Origin of the sequence: Flavobacterium ginsengisoli, from assembly GCF_029625315.1 — a bacterium.
In the GTDB taxonomy this organism is placed as follows: domain Bacteria; phylum Bacteroidota; class Bacteroidia; order Flavobacteriales; family Flavobacteriaceae; genus Flavobacterium; species Flavobacterium ginsengisoli.
Map to the genome: position 1 here is coordinate 3,715,243 of NZ_CP121110.1, position 21,469 is coordinate 3,736,711.

Genomic DNA, 21,469 nt, shown 5'->3' on the forward strand with positions numbered 1-21,469 from the left:
GTTAAAAAAATCAGATAATTAAGGGAAGATCATTTTTAATCTCAAAATAAACCCTAAATTTGCCGCAGATTTAGAGAAAAATCTAAAAAAACATATATTCTTAACTTAAAACTGTTTATAGCATGCAACTGTATAACACTTTGAGCGCAGAAGAAAGAGCTGTCATGATCGATGATGCGGGTAAACAACGACTAACGTTGTCTTTCTATGCGTATGCCAAAATTCAAGATCCACAAAAATTTCGTAATGACTTGTTCGTAGCCTGGAATGCTCTAGATGCATTAGGTCGAATTTATGTTGCCAATGAAGGAATAAATGCTCAAATGAGTATTCCTGAAGAAAATTTGGAAGCTTTTAGAACAACTCTTGAAGCTTATGATTTCATGAAAGGCATTCGTTTGAATGAAGCTGTAGAGCATGATGACCATTCGTTTTTAAAATTAACAATCAAAGTTCGTCACAAAATCGTTGCCGATGGATTAAACGATGATACTTTTGATGTAACCAATATAGGCGTTCACTTGAAAGCCAAAGAATTCAATCAGATTTTAGATGATCCGAACACGATTGTAGTTGATTTTAGAAATCATTACGAAAGTGAAGTTGGACATTTTAAAAATGCGATTACTCCAGATGTTGAGACATTTAGAGAAAGTTTGCCAATTATCAACGAACAGCTTAAAGATCACAAAGACGATAAAAATCTGGTAATGTATTGTACTGGAGGTATTCGTTGTGAAAAAGCAAGTGCTTATTTCAAACACCAAGGTTTCAAAAACGTGTATCAATTAGAAGGTGGAATTATTAATTACGCTAAACAACTGAAAGAAGAAGGTTTAGAAAGTAAGTTTATTGGTAAAAACTTCGTATTTGATAATCGTCTGGGCGAAAGAATTACGGATGATATTATCTCACAATGCCACCAATGCGGAAAACCTTGTGATAACCACACGAATTGCGAAAATGACGGCTGTCATTTATTGTTTATTCAGTGTGATGATTGTAAAGCAACAATGGAAAACTGTTGTTCTACAGAATGTTTAGAAATCATCCACATGCCTTTAGTTGATCAAGTTCGTTTAAGAACTGGAAAACAAGTTGGAAACAAAGTATTCAGAAAAGGAAAATCTGAAAACTTGAAATTCAAACATTCAGGGGAATTGCCAGAAACTGCTTTGGCAACAGCTCAAAAGCCAGCAGATATCCGTCAGAAAATAAAAGTAAAGAAAGTACTTCTTGGAAAAGCAGAACACTATTACGTAAAAGCTCAAGTTGGACAATTTACAGTAGAAAATCACGAATTAAACAGTGGTGATAAAATCTTAATTTCTGGTCCAACAACTGGAGATCAAGAATTGATTTTAGACAAAATCATTGTTAACGGCGCAGAAACTCAATCTGCTAAAGTTGGTGATAAGGTTACTTTTGAGGTTCCTTTCAGAATTAGATTGTCTGATAAAGTATACAAGATTTTAGATTGAATTTAATAGGAGTGCTGCGGCATTTACGTTAAATTTTGATAATATAGAACAAAGCCCATGGTTTCAATCGTGGGCTTTTTTAATAATATCTTGCGAATAATTTTTAAAATATAGACTATGATATATATCATAGAAATCTAATCTATACCCACATTAATTTTGTCATTTGAATAATAAATCGAAAATGACAATTAACAATACAATTGAACTCATGTCTCCAGCTGGAGATTTTGAGTCGCTTCAGGCTGCTTTAGATAATGGCTGTGATTCAGTATATTTTGGAGTTGAACAGCTTAATATGCGTGCTCGTTCAACGGTGAATTTTACAATTGACGATTTAAAAGAAATCGCCAATCGATGTGAAGCAAAAAAAGTTCGAAGTTATTTGACTTTAAACACGATTATTTACGATCATGATTTGTCAGTTGTAAAAACATTATTGAACAAGTCCAAAGAAGCTAATATTACAGCTGTAATTGCATCAGACCAAGCCGTAATTGCAATGGCAAGATCAATTGGAATGGAAGTTCATATTTCGACCCAATTGAATGTTACCAACATAGAAACCATCAAATTCTACAGTTTATTTGCAGATACAATGGTTTTAAGTCGTGAATTAAGCTTACGTCAAGTAAAAAATATTACCGATCAAATTGAGAAAGAGCAGATAAAAGGACCAAATGGAAATTTAGTCGAAATCGAAATTTTTGGTCACGGTGCTTTGTGTATGGCGGTTTCAGGGAAATGTTATTTGAGTCTGCATTCGCATAATTCATCTGCAAATCGTGGCGCATGCAAACAGAATTGCCGTAAAAAGTATACCGTAATTGATCAGGAAACAGGTTTCGAAATCGAATTGGATAACGAATACATGATGTCGCCAAAAGATTTATGTACATTGGATTTCTTAGATCAAGTTATTGATTCTGGAATTAAAGTTTTAAAAATCGAAGGACGAGGCCGTGCGCCAGAATATGTGGCAACGGTAACCAAAACCTACCGTGAAGCAATTGATGCGTATTACGATCGAACTTTTTCAAAAGAAAAAACCGCAGTTTGGATGAAAGCTTTAGAAACAGTTTACAATCGTGGATTCTGGTCGGGTTATTATCTAGGTCAGGAATTAGGCGAGTGGAGCGATATTCCTGGATCTGCAGCGACTCAGAAAAAGGTTTATGTTGGGAAAGGAACACATTATTTCCCAAAAGCAGAAGTTGGGCAGTTCACAATAGAAGCTTACGATATTAAAGTCGGAGATAAAATATTGATAACAGGACCAAGTACTGGAGCTCAAGAAATGATTATCGGTGAAATGTTTGTGAACGATCTTACAACAGAAAAAGCCACAAAAGGAGATGACTGTACTTTCAAATTGCCATTCAGAATTAGGATGTCAGACAAACTGTATAAAATTGTTGAAGCATAATGGTTATCATCACTTTACAAAGAGATAAATGCATTGGCTGTAATTATTGCGTTGAAATGGATCCAATTCATTTTCAAATGTCTAAAAAAGATGGGAAATCGGTATTGCTTCATTCGCAGAATGCAAAAGGATTTTTTACTTTAAAATCTCCAAATCATGCGATTGTGGAAAGCTGCGAATTGGCGGCAAAAGCTTGTCCAGTGAAGATTATTACCGTTAAGGAAACTTAAGCAGTTTTTTTTAGCTTCCATTTCCAAGAATAATCCAAAAACTAAATGCTGAATAACAGAAACTAAGTAGTTTTGTTATTCAGCATATTCAATATCATATTGACTTAAAAAGTCTTTAAAATTATCAGCTATTTTTCCAACACTGCCATCATCTAACCAAAACTCCCAAACAGAAAAATTATCTAAGGGATCAAAATAGAGGTAAACTCCATCATAACCTGCAATAATGATACTGCTGTTAATACGTTCTATTTCTATAAAACTGTTATTTGAATGGCAGGATACATTTTCGGTAGTTAGGGAATCTTCTTTTACAAGATATCTAAGTTTCTCAAAGTAATAAATATCTTCATCTTTTTTAATCTGTTCTTTTTCTAATAAAGCTTTAATAGGATCAAAATAGAAAATGTTTCCTGTATCTTTTTTCTCTTCTGCTATTAAAAAATTAGTAAAAAGTTCAAGAAACTCCTTGTATTCATCAGGAAGTTTATTGGCTATTAATTGCTCAAGTAAAAGTATTGAACTGTTAGATGTATATGACATTTGTTAAAATATTTCGTATTGATATTTATTAGAATAAGGTAGTTTAGAAATTATTCCTTAGTTACATTTTTGAAATTAACATTTACTAATTCGGCTAGAGTTCCAGTTTTAGCTATTCCTTTCCAATCAGATAATTTTCCACTGACATAAATCTTGATTCCAAATTCATTGGAAGTTTCATAAATTGTATATTTTATACTACCGCTATTAAACTCCAATTCATAATTGGTGTTTTGTTTTTTGAATTTAAATGTTGCTTTGTCAGCTTTCTCTGGACTTGACGGATATGCGAACGATACAAATTTATATTCATCGTTTTGTTGAAATGCATAATACAAAACATCCTTATCCTTGAATAGGAGCACACGGCCTTTTTCATTTTTTGTATCAAAAGAAAACACTTTATCTAAGTTTGGCTCATAGACAGATAGAGAAGAGAATGAAACCCAATTATTGTCTTTCCATTTTTTACCTGTTATTTTAGAAAATGGAGAATATGGATCACCTTCTTCTTCAAAATTTGCAACCTCTTTAGCCTCCATCCCAGAAATGATGTAGTACGAAGAGACATGAAGTGCCGCACCGCCACTACTCGAAGTAATAATGCGTTTGTTTTTAGTGTCAATTTCAAATGAACCGCCTCTTACACAATAAGCATCATTATATAGGCGACTTATACTTGGACTGCTAAGAAAACCGTTTGTTGTATTGATAAAAACATGAGCTGTTGCCTGAGCGGTATAACAGCCGTCGTCGTTAATTTCGGTTTCATGGATTACGATATCCTGCCTTCCGTCAAAATTCAGATCTCCCAAAACACGAATGTTGCTTTCAGGAATACTTTTGAAAGAATTGATTTTAGCCGTTTTTAGCGTTTCTGAATTAGAAAATTCTTTAGAGCCATATTCGAGTACCGTTTTCTTGGTTTGATTCTCTATAAGTTTATAATATTCTTTTATTTCTGAATTCTTGGTTTGTTTCAGAAAATATAAAGTATGACCTTTTAAAAAATCATTACTTATATAAGCTTTTTGGGCATTTGAGATGTACACCTGTGCAATTAGAAAAAGGAAAAGCTTTATTTTCATGCTTTATTCGGGATAAGGTTTATGAAACTATTCATCAAAAAAACGAAGTTCATCAAAATCTTTAATTCCAGATAATTTCAGAAGCTTAGTTCTTGCAATTTTTGTTTCGGTTTTTTCGAACACTTTTTCACCGCTGTCTGCATCATCATTTGTGTTTACATTGGTAATCTTTTTTCTGGTAAGGAAGTTTATACTGGTTTCGACATTTACTACAGGACCATTATTACTGCTAGAGTCATAACCAATAAGAGCCAAATCATTATCTTGAAGCCTAAACATATATTGCCAGTAACCGTATCTTCCATACGCGTAACTTATAAATAGTTTTTCTTTCGTTATTTCTACTTCTAACTCAGGAGCATAATAAGCGCCACCATCTTCATTTTCAGAAGAAAAACAGCTTTCATTTTTTGTAAACAATTCGTAACTGCCTTTTTTGTTAAGGAGAACAATAATACCTCTTCGATTTCTATCCAATTCGCCACGATATTCATCTGTAATTACTTTGCTTTTATCGGTGCCTTTAATAATTAGTACACAATCGTCTAATCCGTCTTTATTTAAATCGCCGTAAATAGTGTCAAAAGCCACAAAGTTTTTAGGAATAAAGTCGGTTGGATTCTTTTTGGTCAAAATAGCCGTTTCATCTACTTCTGGAATTTCTTTTAAATCTGTGATTTCGGTATTATTTGATTTTTTATTACTGTTTTTATCATCTTTACAACTAATAGTAATTGCTAGCAATGCAAATGTTCCAATAAATAGAAAGTATTTTTTTATCATATTTTTTGAGCTTGTTTTACAATTTTCTTGCTAAAATCTAATGCTGGCGTCAGTATAAAACTTGCGCCAGCAGGAGAAAATTTAGATTCCAATTTTAGCATTTATATTATGCTTATCAACATAAGTTTGTGCAACATTCATCAATTTGGTGAATTTTGCATCTATTTCGGTTTGAGTTGAAGCGTCAAAATCAGCTATCGCTTTTTCAATTTGCTCTTGCGAAGCTTTTTCGTCTTTCAGTTTAGCAATTGGCAAATAACCTTCTTTTTGTTTAGCAATCGCATAAGAAAATAAATCTTTTGATGCTTGAAGAAGTTCTTTATTGTCATCATCCTCAGGTATATCTTTGATAGTTTGAAAACGTGTTTCCAGATTCGTAATGTCATATTTAAAGGCATCGTAGTAAGAAGAAGAAACCATCTTTTTTTGACTTTCATCATAAACTTGTGCTTCTGATTGCAGTTTTTCATTTATTTCTTTACTTCCAAAACGAGACAATAAATTGGAGTTTAAAGCGACTGATTTCAAAGGTTTTTTCTGGAGAAAGGTTATTGCAAGACGTAGAAAGCAGACTTCCGATGATTAATAGTAAAAATAGGGTTGCGGTATTTAAAATTCTTTTCATTTTTAAGTTTGTTATTATTTATCCTTTTAAAATTTTACTTTTCTCAGCGTCAAATTCTTCAGAAGTTAAAATCCCAGCATCCAAAAGTTCTTTTAAATCTAATAATGCTTTTTTCTTGGCCTCCATCGAATTTGAAGTGTCTGTTTTTGGAGTGTCAGCATGTGTGGTTTGAATTGGATTTACAACCGTTCCTGAAGGAGCATATTTCAAAATTAATTCTGTGATTTCATTAAAGCCTTTCACATTCGAATAATCAATTGCTTTTTGTTCTTTTACGTTTACGATTGAAGCATCTGCTTTGTTGTCTAGTAAATACTTTACAACATCTTTCTTTCCGTTGGCAGCGCTATAATGTAATGGTGTATTTCCAGATTCGTCTTGGATGTTGATGTTTGCTCCAGCTTCAATCAGTAGCTTTACCATACTTAGGTTTCCTTTTTTGGTAGCAACATGCAGTAGACTTTCTCCGCCGTAAGTATAAGAATTGTTTAAGGTAAAACTAGATTCGTTAGAGATATTAGTCGCACTAACAATCCAGTCCAAATAATCATTCATTGAAGAAGTATCTTGAGCGACGGGTTTGCTGTAATTAACGTCAACTCCGTTTTCTAAAAACAAAGCGACAATCTCCTTTTTGATTATTTGCGCAAGCGTACCAAATAGGAGAATATCCATTGTTACTTGAAGTAAATACATCAGAACCTCTTTCAATCAATAATTTAGCTAACATTCTATTAGTTTCATAACAAGCAATCAAAAGAGCATTTTCGCCAGAATGATTTACATGATTTATATTAGCTCCATTATCTAGAAGCAAAGTCACCATCGGAATCGATTTGGTGTAACAAGCATAAAGAAGAGGTGTATTTCCTTGCTTATCGGTAACATTTATGTCAGCCCCTTTGTCTAAAAGCAATTGAATAATTTCTCTATTTAGTTTTGCTGAAGCCAATATTAACGGAGTTTCTCCGTTGTTATTCAGTAAATTAACATCGATACCTGCTTCAAGCAACTTTGTTGCAATATCGATTTGAGCCGTCTGAACGACCAAATGAAGCAGACTATTTCCGTATTTGTCGTTTTTGGTAATTTCTGCTCCATTTTCTAAAAGATGCAACGCCGTTTGTTTTTGTTTTTGAAGGCAAGCAAAGTACAAAGGCGTTTCTCCTTGATGATCTTCATAATTGATATCGGCACCATCTTCGGTTAGAATTTTTACGATATCAAGGTAACCTCTATGAGCTGCGTAATGAAGTGCAGTTCTTCCAAGTTCGTCTGTATATTTTACATCTACTTCTTTATTTTGAAGAAGTAATTCTGCTATTTTTCTGTTTCCGTTTTCGCAGGCAACTATAAATGACATTGACATGTGTATTATTTTTTAAATAGATAATCGATTTATTGTTTCATTAAAAGTTCAACCGTTTTGATTTTTAGGTTGTCATCAGAAGCAAGTTTTAAAGCCGTTTCGTCTTTATCGTTGGTAATTTCTTTATCTGCACCGTTTTCAAGAAGTAATTTTACTTTTCTATAGGTTTCTTTTGCGGCTTCAGCATCATAATTAACATTATACGCGCAAACTTTGTGTAAAACAGTGTTGCCCTGATCGTCTTGTTCGTTAACGTCAACAGATCCACTCTCAAGCACTGATTTTAAAATACCCGATTTTTTCTCAACAATATAATCCACACCTGATTTCGGATTTCCATAATATTCAGCACAATGATTTAAATCGGCTCCATCTGACAATAATTTTTGTAGTGAATTTAGATCATACTCAGAATCAGACATCATTCTGATAAACTCGGTAAGTAAGGTTTTTCCGTTTTTATTGATATTATTAAAATTGGCTGATGATGATTCTGCTAAAAGTTCGTACATCTGAAAAGAAAACTGTTCGGCTGCAGCGTAGTAGAAAGCGCTGTTTTCTTGGTTATCAGTTTCATTAGGATCGGCACCATTTTCTAATAAAACAGGCAGAAGTTCTTTTTGGTTTCTTTTCACAGCACACATTAAAGGTGTTGTCCCAACAATGTTTTTCTCATTAATGTCAACTCCGTTATCTATTAAAATGGTAATGTATTCTTTTACTTTCTCTGGATCAAGACCATAAGTATTCAAAATTGTGTAAATAAAATTTTCACCTGCATTGTTCTTATACTGAGTATTAGCTCCAAAATCATCAACTAATACTTTAACTATTTTTGGCGAAATTCCTTTTTCAAGAAAATAGCCAAGAAGGGTTTTATCGCTTATTTCATCGTTAATGTTATCCATTTTCGACATCAATTCCTTGAAAAAAGCAATTGATTCTTCATTATCTTTTAAGTATAAAGCCAATGGTTTAAAAATAGATTGATCAAAACTGTCCAATTCGTAAATATCGGTCTCTATAAATCCAGCTTTTATTAATTTTTCAATGAAGTCAATTTCTTTGGCTTCAATAATTTTGGACATTATCTGCGAAAAATTATTTTTCAAGTATTGGTCATTAAATTTTTCTCCGTTATTTAGGCATTCTCTGGCCTCGTCAAATTTTCCCTGAAAAAGGAAATTTTCAATTTGGTTTTGTGTTTGCATTGTGATGAATTTTAAAATGAAAGATTAAGATTTGAAAGTGCCTAAAATTGGAATTTTTCAAACCATGTTGTAAGATAAAACATAAAAATGCCAAATATATTTCAGGATAAAAAGTTAAATTACCATTTTAGGTCATAAAACTTGCACAATAAGGTTTTTTGAAGAATATTTTAAAAATAAGAAGAAAAGTTGAGTAATTTGGTAAAAATTTGCGTACAAAAAAACTCGTTTTTTTATTTAACAGGCCTTTAGTTTTTATGCATAAAAAGCAAAATAAAAAAAATACTATCTTTACCGATCAAACGTTTATGAACTTAAGTCAGCGTTTTGGCAACACTACATATATAATTATGGCATGTACAAGTTGTTCAACCTCAGACGGTGGCGCACCAAAAGGTTGTAAAAATAATGGGACTTGCGGCACCGATAGCCGCAATAAATTGACGGTTTTTGACTGGCTTTCGAACATGAGCCCGTCTAATGGAGAGGCGATTTTTGATTGTGTTGAGGTTCGTTTTAAGAATGGACGCAAGGAATTTTTTAGAAATTCAGAGAAATTAACTTTAAGTATTGGCGATATTGTAGCAACTGTTGCTTCGCCTGGACATGATATTGGAATTGTGACTCTTACAGGAGAATTGGTAAAGATTCAAATGAAGAAAAAAGGGGTAAATTACGAAAGTAATGAGGTTCCAAAAATTTACAGAAAAGCATCTCAAAAAGATATTGACATTTGGTCTGTAGCACGTGATCGTGAAGAACCAATGAAAGTTCGCGCACGAGAATTGGCAATTCAGCATAAATTGGAAATGAAAATTTCGGATATCGAATTTCAAGGAGACGGATCAAAAGCAACTTTTTACTACACAGCAAATGATCGTGTCGATTTTAGAATGCTGATCAAAGATTTTGCTAAAGAATTCAGTACCAGAGTAGAAATGAAACAGGTTGGTTTCCGTCAGGAAGCGGCACGTTTAGGTGGAGTTGGTTCTTGCGGACGCGAACTTTGCTGTTCGACTTGGTTAACCGATTTTAGAAGTGTTAATACATCAGCGGCTCGTTATCAGCAGTTATCATTGAATCCGCAAAAATTAGCAGGACAATGCGGTAAATTAAAATGCTGTCTAAACTATGAGCTAGACACTTACATGGATGCTTTAAAAGATTTTCCAGATTACGATACCAAACTAATCACAGAAAAAGGCGACGCAGTTTGCCAAAAACAAGATATTTTTAAAGGATTAATGTGGTTTGCTTACACCAACAACTTCGCAAACTGGCATGTTTTAAAAATTGATCAGGTAAAAGAAATTATCGCTGAAAATAAACAGAAAAACAAAGTTTCTTCTTTAGAAGATTTTGCCGTTGAAGTAATTTCAGAACCTGAAAAAGATTTTAACAATGCAATGGGTCAAGAAAGCTTAACTCGTTTTGACCAACCAAAAAGAAAGAAAAAGCCAAATCGCAAGCGTAAACAAAATGCAGAAACGGCTGGTGTTGCAACTCCAGTAAAACCGCAACAGGATAAAAATGTAAATACTGCTAAACCAGCAGCAAATACTAATAATCCGAACAATGGTAATGTGAATAATGGCAATGCAAATAAGCCAACCAATCAAAACAATCCGAATAAGCAAAATCATAAGAAAAAGCATAATTCGAATAAGCCAAACAATCCGAATAAGCAAAATTCAAATGAAAATAAACCGGCTGAACCTAGAAAACCAATAACGAATACTAAAAATGAGAATAAAAAATAGCGGAATTCTTCTTTTGGTAGCAATACTTCTTTTTTCTTGTGATAAAAAAAGAGTATTTGATCAGTATAAATCTGTTGGAAGTGCTTGGCACAAAGACAGTATTGTGAGCTTTGATCTGCCAGTTTTAGATTCTACAAAAAAATACAATGCTTTTGTAAACATTCGAGACAACAATAATTATCCTTTTAATAATTTATTTTTAATTGTTGCTCTTGAAACGCCGAGCGGTTTTACAAAAGTCGATACATTAGAATACCAAATGGCAGAACCAGATGGAACATTGTTAGGAAACGGATTTTCTGACATAAAAGAAAGCAAGCTTTTTTATAAAGAAGATGTAAAGTTTACAGGAAAATACAAAGTGCACATCAAACAAGCTGTTAGACAGTCGGGTAAAATTCCTGGTGTTGAAGCTTTAGAGGGAATTACAGACGTTGGTTTTAGAATAGAACAAAAAGATTAGATAAATATTTATGGTCGCTAAAAAAAATAATCAATCCAATACCACTAAGGATATTAATTACTACAAAAAGAAATTTTGGCGAGTTTTTGCCTACTCTTTATTAGGGGTTTTAGCCTTCTTTTTATTTGCTTCTTGGGGTTTATTTGGATCCATGCCTTCATTTGAAGATTTGGAAAATCCAGATTCAAACCTTGCTACAGAGATTATTTCTTCTGATGGAGTTTTAATTGGTAAGTACTTTAAAACCAATAGATCTCAGCTTAAATATTCTGATTTGCCTAAAAATTTAGTAGAAGCGCTTGTTGCAACTGAAGATGCACGTTTTTATGAACATTCTGGAATTGACGGGCGCGGAACTTTAAGAGCCGTTTTTAGCTTAGGAACAAATGGTGGTGCAAGTACATTGACACAACAGCTTGCAAAACAGTTGTTTCATGGTGAAGGATCTAAATTTTTACCTTTTAGAATTGTACAAAAAATAAAAGAATGGATTATTGCCATTCGTTTAGAAAGACAATATACAAAGAATGAAATCTTAGCGATGTACTGCAACGTGTATGATTTCGGAAATTATTCGGTTGGAGTAAGTTCTGCTGCACAGACTTATTTCTCTAAAGATCCAAAAGACTTAACCATTGACGAATCGGCTATTTTGGTTGGAATGTTTAAAAACTCAGGTTTATACAATCCAGTAAGAAATCCTCAGGGAGTAAAAAACCGTCGTAATGTAGTTTTGTCGCAAATGGCAAAAGCAAAAATGATTTCTGAGGCAGAAAAAGAAAGACTTCAAGCACTGCCAATTACGCTGAAATTTAAATTGGAAAGCCACCGTGAAGGTATGGCAACTTATTTTAGAGAGTATCTTCGTGATTACATGAAAAAATGGGTTACTGAAAATAAAAAACCTGATGGATCTGAATATGATATTTACAAAGACGGACTTAAGATTTATACTACGATAGATTCTAGAATGCAGTCGTATGCTGAAGAAGCTGTTGCGGCGCACATGAAAAATCTTCAACAGCAGTTTTTTATTGAACAAAAAACTAATAAAAATGCTCCTTTCGTAAATATTACACAAGCTGAAACAGATAGAATCATCATGCAAGCAATGAAAAATTCTGTTCGTTGGGCTCAGATGAAAGAAATGGATAAAAGCGAAGATGATATCATTGCTTCATTCAAAGTAAAAACAAAAATGCGTGTCTTTACTTGGAAAGGGGAACGTGATACTATAATGACGCCAATTGATTCTATTCGTTATTACAAGCACTTTTTACAATCAGGTTTAATGGCAATGGAGCCTCAAACAGGAGCAATTAAAGCTTGGGTTGGAGGTATTAATTACAAATTCTTCCAATATGATCACGTAGGACAAGGAGCTAGACAAGTTGGTTCAACTTTCAAGCCTTTCGTTTACGCAACAGCTATCGAAGAACTAAATATGTCACCATGCGATTCTATTCTTGATGGGCCTTTCATGATTCATAAAGGACGCCATCACGTAACAGAAGACTGGGAGCCTAGAAACTCTGATTATAGATATAGAGGAATGGTTACTTTAAAACAAGCTTTGGCAGCTTCTATTAATACCGTTTCTGCTAAATTAATTGACAGAACTAGTCCAGAAGCAGTTGTTGAGCTGACTAAAAAATTAGGAGTAAAAACAGAAATTCCAGTACAGCCTTCAATTGCATTGGGAGCTGTGGATATTACAGTCGAAGATATGGTTGCGGCGTATAGCACATTTGCCAATCAAGGAGTTTATGTAAAACCACAATTTTTAAGCAGAATTGAGAATAAAAGCGGTGAGGTAATCTACGAACCAATTCCTGAATCGCATGATGTTTTAAATAAAGATATTGCTTTTGCGGTAATCAAATTACTTCAAGGGGTAACAGAAAGTGGTTCTGGTGTACGTTTACGTACTCAAGGAGGCGGAAGCGGAGACAATCGTTGGACAGGTTATCCGTACATGTTTACAAACCCGATCGCAGGAAAAACAGGAACAACGCAAAATCAATCTGATGGTTGGTTTATGGGAATGGTTCCTAACTTAGTGACTGGAGTTTGGGTTGGATGTGAAGATCGTTCTGCACGTTTTAAAAGTTTGACCTATGGACAAGGAGCAACTGCAGCATTACCTGTTTGGGGTTATTTCATGAAGAAATGTTATGCAGACAAAGATCTTCAGGTTTCTAAAGGAGAATTTGAACGCCCGGCAAATCTTTCTATCAAGGTAGATTGTTACCCAAGACCAGCAGTTGTAAAAGATACAACGCAGACTGAACAAAATACTGATGAATTTGAATTGTAACAATGTTGCAATAAAACTCAATTAATTATATATCAATCCCTTTATAAATCTTTTAAAAAGATTTATAAAGGGATTTTTCTTTTGGTTTTATTTTTACGAAATCGTTATAATTTCATCTAAAAATCTTATTTTTATCAAAAATATTCAGCATTAAAGATAGTTTGTTATGATAACAAAAAAAGTAAATGGCGTTCAAGAAGCTATTGAAGGAATTAATAGTGGTATGACAATCATGTTTGGTGGTTTCGGTTTATGCGGTATTCCTGAAAATACAATTGCAGCTCTGGTAAACACATCAATTTCAGATTTAACTTGTATTTCTAACAATGCAGGTGTAGATGATTTTGGTTTGGGATTGTTGTTGCAGAAAAAGCAAATCAAAAAAATGATTTCTTCTTATGTGGGAGAAAATGCCGAATTCGAGCGTCAGATGCTTTCTGGAGAATTAGAGGTTGAATTGACCCCCAAGGAACTTTGGCAGAACGTTGTCGTGTCGCTCAAGCTGGAATTCCTGCTTTCTTTACACCAGCAGGTTATGGAACTGAAGTTGCAGAAGGAAAAGAAGCACGAGAATTCAACGGAAAAATGCACATCATGGAAGAAGCTTTCAAAGCTGATTTTTCTATTGTAAAAGCTTGGAAAGGTGATGAAGCTGGAAATCTTATTTTTAAAGGAACAGCTAGAAACTTCAACGCTTGTATGGCAGGTGCTGGAAAAATAACAATTGCAGAAGTCGAAGAATTAGTTCCTGTTGGGACCCTAGATCCAAATCAGATCCATATTCCTGGAATTATGGTGCAGCGCATCTTCCAAGGAGAAAAATTTGAAAAACGAATTGAACAACGTACAGTAAGAGCTAAAATTAGATAATTAGAAAATGAGGCAATTAAATAATTAATTTAGGTTGCGTATAGAATTATCTTATTATCAAATTGACTAATTGACACATTAAAAATATGACCAGACTTAGTATAGTTCTTTTTTCGTTCTTATCGTTTCAGGCTTTTTCTCAGGGTACAAATGAGCTTCGAAATCAATTGCGACAAATTATATCGACTAAAAGTGTTACTGTAGGTATTTCTATGAAAGGCATTGAAAATAAGGATACTTTGAGTATTAATGGAAATTTAAAAATGCCGATGATGAGTGTGTTTAAATTTCATATTGCATTGGCAGTTTTGCATAAAGTTGATGAAGGTAAACTCAATCTTACGCAAGAAATCTTTATAAAAAAGAAAGATTTAAAGGAAGATACGTGGAGCCCAATGAAGGAAGATTATCCAGAGGGAAATGTAAGTTTGACTTTAGATAAAATACTCCGCTACACGGTTTCTCATAGCGACAATAACGGGTGTGACATTCTGATCAATTTAGTTGGAGGTACAAAGTACATTCAAAAGTTTATAAATGAGCATGGAATCAAGGACTTTGTTATTAAAATGAACGAAGATCAAATGAAGGCGTGGAAAAATCTTTATGTCAATACTACAACTCCGTTGGCAACAACAGAATTGCTTGAGAAGTTTTTTAAAGGTGAAATTTTAAAAGAAGAAACCACAAAGTATTTGTATCAAATAATGGTAGAAACCTCAAGAGGGCTCACTTGGATGAAAGCTGGACTTCCTGAAAACACCGAATTAGCACACAGAACTGGAATTTCTGGAACTAATGATGCTAATTTGAGAGTTGCAATGAATGACGTTGGAATTGTAAAACTTCCAAACGGAAAACATTTCATTCTGTCGGTTTATTTAAAAGATATTACAGAGAAAAGAGAGGACACAGAAAAAATAATAGCGGACGTAACAAAAGCAGTCTGGAATTATTTTAATAATTGAGATAATTAGACAATGTGCCATTAGATAATTAATTTAAAATGCAGATAGCATTATCTAATTGGCAAATTCACAAATTGACACATTAAAAATTATGGCACTTAGTAAAGAAGATATAGCAAAACGAATTGCAAAAGAGGTAAAAGATCGTTATTTCGTAAATCTTGGAATTGGGATTCCAACTTTGGTCGCAAATTATGTTCGAGAAGATATAGCAGTTGAATTTCAAAGTGAAAATGGTGTTCTCGGAATGGGGCCTTTTCCTTTTGAAGGAGAAGAAGATGCTGATATTATTAATGCAGGAAAACAAACCATTACGACACTTCCAGGAGCAAGTTTCTTCGATTCGGCTTTTAGTTTCGGAATGATTCGTAGCCAAAAAGTAGATTTGACGATTCTTGGAGCAATGGAGGTTTCTGAAAACGGAGACATCGCAAATTGGAAAATTCCAGGTAAAATGGTAAAAGGAATGGGTGGAGCAATGGATTTGGTGGCTTCCGCCGAAAATATCATCGTTGCCATGATGCACGTAAACAAAGCAGGAGAGTCCAAAATCTTAAAAAGATGCACTTTGCCATTAACGGGCGTAGGATGCGTTAAAAAGGTCGTAACTGAGCTTGCGGTTCTCGAAGTAACAGAAAAAGGTTTTAAGCTCTTAGAACGCGCGCCAGGCATCTCAGTCGAGCACATTATCGCCTCAACCGAAGCTGATTTGATCATTGAAGGTGAAATTCCTGAGATGGTTTTTTAAGGTTCAAAGGCTCAAAGGTGCAGAGGCTCAAAGTTGAAGCACTAAAAATAAATTTAGATAAGAGAACTTTCTTAAGAGAAGGTTCTCTTTTTTGTTTTCTGCTAGAGCGTATAATGAAAAAGTAATCTTTTTCTTTACATTTGCTGTAATTTAAAAAATACACCTTTGGAAAAGTTTGAAATCGATGTTAAGTGGAGTAGTTATTTCATTATTACAAATATAGTTACTTCATTCATTATAGTGTTGCTAATGCTTTTGATAGATATTCAGAGTTTATTATATTTATCTAATGTTCTTATACCAGTTTTTATAATTCAGTTTTTATATTTTACAATAAAAGCTATTAGAGAAAACAAAAAACATGATTTAAGTAGAGGTTTTAGAAATTTCTTTGTTTTTACAAGGTTTTTTGTAATTTATTTCTTCGTGGTGTACTTGTTAAACGTGGGTTTACAGACAATGATTGACTATCCTTCTTTAATGTTTTATCACCGAAAAAAAACCTTTCAGAATTTTTAATAGAAGATAGTTTGTCTGAAAATAAAGATATTACACTTAACGAGTTTATTATCTCATTAAAAAGAAAGTTTAACCGAGCATAAATCAACATATATAAAAAAATAAAAGACCACTTATATAGTGGTCTTTTATTTTTAAAGTCTTAGAAACTTAGGGTCTTAGCATCTCCAAAATTATAAATTAAACGAAGCTCCTAAGCTAAAAGTAGCTTGATTATTCAAATGATAGAAAGGATCATTGTTTGAACCATATTTTGCAATTGGGAATCCGATTTCTGTGAAAACACCAAATCCGTCAGTGAAGAAATAACGACCACCAACGTGTCCGCCGAAATTATGTAAACCTAAGCTTAATCCAGGGTAAACGTCTAATTCTTTTACACCAATTACACTAGATAAGTTAGCATTGATTCTTGCTTTAGCATCAAAACGATCTGAGAAATCTGGTTCAGCATCGTGATAAAGATCTGAACTTCCGTGGTAGTAACCATTAAAATTATCAAATCCTAGTATATAGTTTGCTACAAAACCAAAAGAGAAATTTTCTCCTAAACCAAAATCAACAGAACCTTGAATTCCAGAACCACCATCTTGTAAATTAGCTCCTACGTTTACTTTAATATCTCCCTTTCCTTTGAAAGCTTCTTGAGCATTAACAAATCCGAATGTCACTAAAAACACAAGTGTAATAATCTTTTTCATAAAAATTTAATATTAATTATTTGGGAAGCAAATGTAACTTTTAAACAAATTAATTCCTACCTTTTTCGTTAAAATAGAGTTCGTTTAATGGTTCACTTTGCCAGTATTCCTTAGTGTCAACGTCTAAAATAGTAAGCGGGCCTCTAAATGCTGCACCTGTATCTACATTCCAGACACAAGCTCTATTTACAGGAACCGTTTCGCCGATTCGGGTAACTGGTGTATGACCAATATAAACTTCCTTATAAACGGTAAATCTTTTAGGATAGTGTAAGTCGTCTATTTTTAATTTTGGGTCTAATGACAAAGCTGTTTCCCAAAGAGTTCTGTCCCAATAAAATAGCTTCGAAAAATATTCCCATTTTACACCATTTAAATTGGTGAATCCGGCATGAACGAACAATCGATTTTGATCATCAAGGTAATAATCCTGAAGGTTTTCAAGAAATTCTATGTGAGTTCTTTTTTCTCTTCCGAAATCTTGGCGTAACCTTCAACAGTTGCTTTCCCTCCGTGTTTATACCACGTTTCTTCGTCAAAATCATCATGTCTGTTTTCTAACCAGTCCAGAGTAAGCTGGTCGTGATTTCCTCTTATGCAGATGCAGTTTTGTTTGCTTTTTAAATCGATCAAATAGTCGATTACTTCAACAGACTGACTCCAGCCGTCAACATAATCGCCCAAAAAAATTAGAGTATCTTCTGTGGTAACTTTAGCTCTCTCGATTACTTGTTCAAGTGCAAGTAATCCGCCATGAATGTCACCTATAACAAATGTTCGCATTATTTAATTTTTCGAGTAGAAGAACAAAAATAGAAAGAATAATTGGTTTGAACTCATTGAATTCAGATTCTTTAAAAATTGATATGATTTATAACTATTTACAGTACTTTTTTATTGTTTTTCCTCAGTAAATTTGCAAAATGTCTGAAACACCAACATATCGTAAAATTATTCATATTGATATGGATGCCTTTTATGCATCGGTAGAACAGATGGACAATCCAGAACTAAGAGGCAAACCAGTTGCAGTTGGAGGTTCGGAGAATCGAGGAGTGGTTTCGGCCGCAAGTTACGAAGCAAGAAAGTTTGGTGTTCGCAGTGCCATCAGCGGCGTTTTAGCCAAAAAATATTGTCCAGATATTATTTTCGTAAGACCAAGATTTGATCGATACAAAGAGATTTCATCCAAAATCCATAAAATTTTTCATGAATATACCGATTTAGTCGAGCCACTTTCGCTTGACGAAGCTTATTTGGATGTTACCAAAAATAAAAAAGGAAATCCTAGCGCAAGTCTTTTAGCACAAGAAATTAGACAAAGAATTTTAGATGAAGTTGGACTAACCGCTTCGGCAGGTATTTCAATCAATAAATTTGTGGCCAAGATTGCCAGCGATTATAATAAACCGAACGGACAAAAAACGGTAAATCCTGACGAAGTAGAAGCTTTTTTGGAAGATCTTCCAATTCGTAAATTTTATGGCGTTGGGAAAGTGACAACAGAAAAAATGTATCAGCTCGGAATTTTCACAGGAACCGATTTGAAAAGCAAGTCTTTAGAGTTTTTAGAAAAACACTTCGGAAAATCTGGAGCGTTTTATTACCATGTTGTGCGTGGCATACATAATAGTGAAGTAAAGTCTTCGAGAATAACCAAATCTGTGGCCGCAGAACATACTTTTGATGTGAATCTGTCTTCTGAGATTTTTATGATGCAACAACTAGAACGTATAGCGGTTTCGTTAGAAAAACGTCTGCAAAGGCATAATATTTCTGGAAAAACAATTACACTTAAAATCAAGTACAGCGATTTTTCGCGACAAACGAGAAGTAAAACTCTCCCTTATTTTATTTCTGATAAAAGTCTGATTATGGAAAATGTTGAGGAGTTGTTATATCAGGAAAAGATGAAAGATTCGGTACGATTGCTCGGAATCTCATTAAGCAACTTAAATAACGAGGAAAAAAAGGCAGTGGTGGTGCGGCTAAAATTTACTTTTTAATAACAATTTTTAAAAGTTCAAAATAAGGAATGGAATGCGAGCGATAAGATTTTTCTGCTACCTTTGAGTAAAAAGATTTATCTGTCTTCTGAATTGATTTTGTATGAAAAATAGAAATTCTGATGATCCGCTGCGGCGAAATTCAGTTCCAATCCTATCTTGGGATTTCCACTATGAATATCTGAATGAACTAAAAGCACTAAGTACTGATTTAAAAAGGGTAAGCCAAATCTCAGATGAATTTATCTGGGATGAAAAAATGCTCAATATTCAGGAAAGACTCAAAAACGAAGTGGTTTTAGTAACCGATTTAGATTTGAAAATAGTTTTCGCGTCAAGCGGAATAAAAAAAATGACGGGCTACAAAGAGGAAGAAATCTTAGGAAAAACACCAAAGATGTTTCAAGGCCCAGCAACTTCACAAAAAGATTTAAAGGAAATAAGAGAAGCGGTAAAAAAAGAAGATTCCTTTTGTAAAAACACTTGAAAACTATAGAAAAAACGGCCAAACGTATAAATGTAAAATCGAGGCTTCGCCAGTTTATAACCTAAAAGGCGAAATATCGCATTTTATAGCTTTTGAAAAACAGGATTTAAGCGCTTAATGATTTTTAACCGCAAAGAGCGCAAAGTTTTACGCAAGGAACGCCAAGAATAAAAAAACCGTCTCAATTGAGACGGTTTTTTATTTTCTATGAATTTTGCTTTGTGAACTTCGCGTAAAACTTTGCGCTCTTTGCGGTTAAGAAATGACTATAGGTTTGCAAAGAAATCATTCCCTTTATCATCGGTAATAATAAAGGCAGGGAAATCTTTAACAGTGATTTTACGAACAGCTTCCATTCCTAATTCTTCAAAATCAACCACTTCTACTTTAAGAATATTGTCTTGAGCCAAAATAGTCGCAGGACCTCCAATAGAACCTAAGTAGAACCCGCCGTATTTGTTGCATGCGTCAGCAACTTGTTTGGTACGGTTTCCTTTTGCCAGCATAATCATACTTCCACCATTTTTCTGGAATTCATCCACATAAACGTCCATACGTCCAGCAGTTGTTGGTCCGAAACTTCCTGAAGCCATTCCGTCTGGAGTTTTTGCAGGCCCAGCATAGTAAACAGGGTGGTTTTTGAAATAATCCGGCATTGGTTTTCCAGCGTCTAACAATTCTTTAATTTTTGCATGAGCAATATCACGAGCCACAATTACAGTTCCGTTTAATTTTAAACGAGTTTTAACTGGATATTGAGATAATTTAGCTAAAATATCCGACATTGGCTGATCTAAATCAATTTCTACAGGCGCTTCTAAATGCGGAGCCGTTTCTGGTAAAAATTGTTTCGGATTTACTTCTAGTTGCTCAACAAAGATTCCGTCTTTAGTAATTTTTCCTTTGATATTTCTGTCTGCAGAGCAAGAAACTCCTAACCCAACTGGACAAGAAGCCGCGTGACGAGGCAAACGAATTACACGAACGTCGTGTGTGAAATATTTTCCTCCAAACTGCGCTCCAATTGCACTTTCCTGGCAAATTTTCTGAACTCTTTCTTCCCATTCAAAATCACGGAAAGCCTGACCTGCCATGTTTCCTGAAGTTGGAAGATGATCATAATATCCAGCAGATGCTTTTTTAACAGCGCTTAAGTTCGCTTCTGCAGAAGTTCCACCAATTACCAAAGCCAAGTGGTATGGAGGACAAGCAGAAGTTCCTAAATCTTTGATTTTTGTGCGAATGAATTCATCTAGAGATTTTTCATTCAGCAACGATTTTGTTTGCTGATATAAGTATGTTTTGTTTGCAGATCCTCCACCTTTTTGCCATGAACAAAAAGTCGTATGAAGCTCCTTTTTTAGCATAAATATCAATTTGCGCAGGAAGATTTGATCCTGAATTTTTCTCTTCAAACATCGAAATCGGAACAATCTGCGAATAACGTAAATTTCTTTTTTGGTACGTGTTGAAAATACCACGGCTTAACCATTCTGCATCATCAACACCAGTAAAAATGCTTTCGCCTTTTTTAGCCATTACAATTGCAGTTCCTGTATCTTGGCAGCTTGGCAACTGGCCCTCGGCAGCTACAGAAGCATTTTGAAGTAAATTGTATGCCACGAAACGATCATTATCTGTTGCTTCTGGGTCGTCAAGAATTTTTCTTAATTTTTGTAAATGTGTCGTTCTCAACATAAACGAAACATCAGTCAAAGCTTCTTCAGCCAATAACTCTAAACCTTTTGGATCAACTGTTAAAACTTCGCGTTCTCCAAATTTCTCTACTTTCACAAAATCAGAAGTGATTTTGCGGTACTGCGTATCATCCTTTAAGATCGGATAAGGATCTTGGTATATAAAATCGATCATTG

At 34.1% G+C, this 21,469-nt stretch carries 18 protein-coding genes and 3 pseudogenes; 11 read left to right on the forward strand and 10 right to left on the reverse strand.

The annotated features are described in order from the left end of the window. Positions 1–122: 122 nt before the first annotated feature. The 3 genes from trhO to P5P87_RS17320 all read left to right on the forward strand — a co-directional run bounded on the left by trhO (position 123) and on the right by P5P87_RS17320 (position 3,137). Positions 123–1,481, forward strand: a complete 1,359-nt coding sequence (trhO, locus tag P5P87_RS17310) for an oxygen-dependent tRNA uridine(34) hydroxylase TrhO (protein ID WP_278020074.1) — start codon at positions 123–125, stop codon at positions 1,479–1,481. A 184-nt stretch (positions 1,482–1,665) separates the two neighbouring features. Beyond that, the gene (locus P5P87_RS17315) at positions 1,666–2,907 is read left to right on the forward strand and encodes a peptidase U32 family protein (protein ID WP_278020075.1); all 1,242 of its coding nucleotides are present in this window, start codon (positions 1,666–1,668) and stop codon (positions 2,905–2,907) included. Continuing rightward, positions 2,907–3,137, forward strand: a complete 231-nt coding sequence (locus P5P87_RS17320) for a ferredoxin (protein WP_278020076.1) — start codon at positions 2,907–2,909, stop codon at positions 3,135–3,137. The genes P5P87_RS17315 and P5P87_RS17320 overlap by 1 nt, the downstream gene beginning before the upstream one ends. A 75-nt stretch (positions 3,138–3,212) precedes the next feature. Here the strand turns inward: P5P87_RS17320 and P5P87_RS17325 are convergent, their stop codons facing one another. From P5P87_RS17325 to P5P87_RS17355, 7 genes are all read right to left on the reverse strand, one after another. Further along, on the reverse strand, positions 3,213–3,680 hold the full coding sequence (locus P5P87_RS17325) for an SMI1/KNR4 family protein (RefSeq protein WP_278020077.1): 468 nt from the start codon (positions 3,678–3,680) through the stop codon (positions 3,213–3,215). A 50-nt stretch (positions 3,681–3,730) separates the two neighbouring features. Continuing rightward, the gene (locus P5P87_RS17330; RefSeq protein ID WP_278020078.1) at positions 3,731–4,768 is read right to left on the reverse strand and encodes an XAC2610-related protein; all 1,038 of its coding nucleotides are present in this window, start codon (positions 4,766–4,768) and stop codon (positions 3,731–3,733) included. Between the two features lie 27 nt (positions 4,769–4,795). Further along, a complete protein-coding gene (locus tag P5P87_RS17335; RefSeq protein ID WP_278020079.1) occupies positions 4,796–5,551 on the reverse strand; it encodes a hypothetical protein in 756 nt (251 codons plus the stop codon). Positions 5,552–5,632: 81 nt separating this feature from the next. After that, a complete protein-coding gene (locus P5P87_RS17340) occupies positions 5,633–6,079 on the reverse strand; it encodes a hypothetical protein (protein WP_278020080.1) in 447 nt (148 codons plus the stop codon). 115 nt (positions 6,080–6,194) lie between these two features. Next, positions 6,195–6,794, reverse strand: coding sequence for an ankyrin repeat domain-containing protein (locus P5P87_RS17345; RefSeq protein WP_278020081.1), 600 nt, complete (start codon positions 6,792–6,794; stop codon positions 6,195–6,197). After that, positions 6,772–7,545, reverse strand: coding sequence for an ankyrin repeat domain-containing protein (locus tag P5P87_RS17350; protein ID WP_278020082.1), 774 nt, complete (start codon positions 7,543–7,545; stop codon positions 6,772–6,774). Before P5P87_RS17350 ends, P5P87_RS17345 begins: the two co-directional genes overlap by 23 nt. Positions 7,546–7,574: 29 nt before the next feature. After that, the gene (locus P5P87_RS17355) at positions 7,575–8,756 is read right to left on the reverse strand and encodes an ankyrin repeat domain-containing protein (RefSeq protein WP_278020083.1); all 1,182 of its coding nucleotides are present in this window, start codon (positions 8,754–8,756) and stop codon (positions 7,575–7,577) included. Positions 8,757–9,106: 350 nt separating this feature from the next. Between P5P87_RS17355 and P5P87_RS17360 the strand changes: the two genes are divergently transcribed. From P5P87_RS17360 to P5P87_RS17385, 6 genes and pseudogenes are all read left to right on the forward strand, one after another. Continuing rightward, entirely contained in the window at positions 9,107–10,516 is a 1,410-nt protein-coding gene (locus P5P87_RS17360; RefSeq protein ID WP_278022809.1) for a PSP1 domain-containing protein, read from the forward strand. Beyond that, positions 10,500–10,979: a gliding motility lipoprotein GldH gene (locus tag P5P87_RS17365; RefSeq protein ID WP_198855159.1), complete on the forward strand. Its 480-nt coding sequence runs from the start codon at positions 10,500–10,502 to the stop codon at positions 10,977–10,979. Before P5P87_RS17360 ends, P5P87_RS17365 begins: the two co-directional genes overlap by 17 nt. A gap of 10 nt (positions 10,980–10,989) precedes the next feature. Then, positions 10,990–13,296, forward strand: coding sequence for a penicillin-binding protein 1A (locus P5P87_RS17370; RefSeq protein WP_278020084.1), 2,307 nt, complete (start codon positions 10,990–10,992; stop codon positions 13,294–13,296). Between the two features lie 166 nt (positions 13,297–13,462). Continuing rightward, positions 13,463–14,166 (forward strand): annotated as a pseudogene (locus tag P5P87_RS17375) (CoA transferase subunit A). Between the two features lie 86 nt (positions 14,167–14,252). Next, positions 14,253–15,134 (forward strand): class A beta-lactamase, subclass A2, encoded by an 882-nt coding sequence (bla, locus tag P5P87_RS17380; RefSeq protein WP_278020085.1) that lies wholly within the window; start codon positions 14,253–14,255, stop codon positions 15,132–15,134. Positions 15,135–15,225: 91 nt separating this feature from the next. Further along, complete coding sequence (locus P5P87_RS17385; RefSeq protein WP_198855163.1) at positions 15,226–15,882, forward strand: CoA transferase subunit B; 657 nt, start codon at positions 15,226–15,228, stop codon at positions 15,880–15,882. 692 nt (positions 15,883–16,574) lie between these two features. Here the strand turns inward: P5P87_RS17385 and P5P87_RS17390 are convergent. Further along, positions 16,575–17,102 (reverse strand): DUF6646 family protein, encoded by a 528-nt coding sequence (locus P5P87_RS17390; protein WP_278020086.1) that lies wholly within the window; start codon positions 17,100–17,102, stop codon positions 16,575–16,577. A gap of 49 nt (positions 17,103–17,151) precedes the next feature. Next, positions 17,152–17,885 (reverse strand): annotated as a pseudogene (locus P5P87_RS17395) (metallophosphoesterase family protein). A 140-nt stretch (positions 17,886–18,025) separates the two neighbouring features. On the opposite strand from P5P87_RS17395, the gene dinB reads away from it, so the two are divergent. Together dinB and P5P87_RS17405 are read left to right on the forward strand one after the other, a co-directional pair. Further along, the gene (gene dinB / locus P5P87_RS17400) at positions 18,026–19,108 is read left to right on the forward strand and encodes a DNA polymerase IV (protein ID WP_278020087.1); all 1,083 of its coding nucleotides are present in this window, start codon (positions 18,026–18,028) and stop codon (positions 19,106–19,108) included. Between the two features lie 103 nt (positions 19,109–19,211). Then, on the forward strand, positions 19,212–19,595 hold the full coding sequence (locus tag P5P87_RS17405) for a PAS domain-containing protein (protein ID WP_278020088.1): 384 nt from the start codon (positions 19,212–19,214) through the stop codon (positions 19,593–19,595). A gap of 266 nt (positions 19,596–19,861) precedes the next feature. Here P5P87_RS17405 and P5P87_RS17410 read toward each other — a convergent pair. Further along, positions 19,862–21,464 (reverse strand): annotated as a pseudogene (locus P5P87_RS17410) (fumarate hydratase). Between the last annotated feature and the right edge of the window lie 5 nt (positions 21,465–21,469).

Bases quoted from the DNA above. Each gene is read 5' to 3' on its own strand.
- P5P87_RS17405 (WP_278020088.1), top strand. From the start codon at position 19,212: ATGAAAAATAGAAATTCTGATGATCCGCTGCGGCGAAATTCAGTTCCA.
- trhO (WP_278020074.1), top strand. From the start codon at position 123: ATGCAACTGTATAACACTTTGAGCGCAGAAGAAAGAGCTGTCATGATC.
- P5P87_RS17390 (WP_278020086.1), bottom strand. From the start codon at position 17,102: ATGAAAAAGATTATTACACTTGTGTTTTTAGTGACATTCGGATTTGTT.
- bla (WP_278020085.1), top strand. From the start codon at position 14,253: ATGACCAGACTTAGTATAGTTCTTTTTTCGTTCTTATCGTTTCAGGCT.
- dinB (WP_278020087.1), top strand. From the start codon at position 18,026: ATGTCTGAAACACCAACATATCGTAAAATTATTCATATTGATATGGAT.
- P5P87_RS17325 (WP_278020077.1), bottom strand. From the start codon at position 3,680: ATGTCATATACATCTAACAGTTCAATACTTTTACTTGAGCAATTAATA.
- P5P87_RS17360 (WP_278022809.1), top strand. From the start codon at position 9,107: ATGGCATGTACAAGTTGTTCAACCTCAGACGGTGGCGCACCAAAAGGT.
- P5P87_RS17385 (WP_198855163.1), top strand. From the start codon at position 15,226: ATGGCACTTAGTAAAGAAGATATAGCAAAACGAATTGCAAAAGAGGTA.
- P5P87_RS17370 (WP_278020084.1), top strand. From the start codon at position 10,990: ATGGTCGCTAAAAAAAATAATCAATCCAATACCACTAAGGATATTAAT.
- P5P87_RS17355 (WP_278020083.1), bottom strand. From the start codon at position 8,756: ATGCAAACACAAAACCAAATTGAAAATTTCCTTTTTCAGGGAAAATTT.
- P5P87_RS17350 (WP_278020082.1), bottom strand. From the start codon at position 7,545: ATGTCAATGTCATTTATAGTTGCCTGCGAAAACGGAAACAGAAAAATA.
- P5P87_RS17365 (WP_198855159.1), top strand. From the start codon at position 10,500: ATGAGAATAAAAAATAGCGGAATTCTTCTTTTGGTAGCAATACTTCTT.
- P5P87_RS17335 (WP_278020079.1), bottom strand. From the start codon at position 5,551: ATGATAAAAAAATACTTTCTATTTATTGGAACATTTGCATTGCTAGCA.
- P5P87_RS17315 (WP_278020075.1), top strand. From the start codon at position 1,666: ATGACAATTAACAATACAATTGAACTCATGTCTCCAGCTGGAGATTTT.
- P5P87_RS17320 (WP_278020076.1), top strand. From the start codon at position 2,907: ATGGTTATCATCACTTTACAAAGAGATAAATGCATTGGCTGTAATTAT.
- P5P87_RS17330 (WP_278020078.1), bottom strand. From the start codon at position 4,768: ATGAAAATAAAGCTTTTCCTTTTTCTAATTGCACAGGTGTACATCTCA.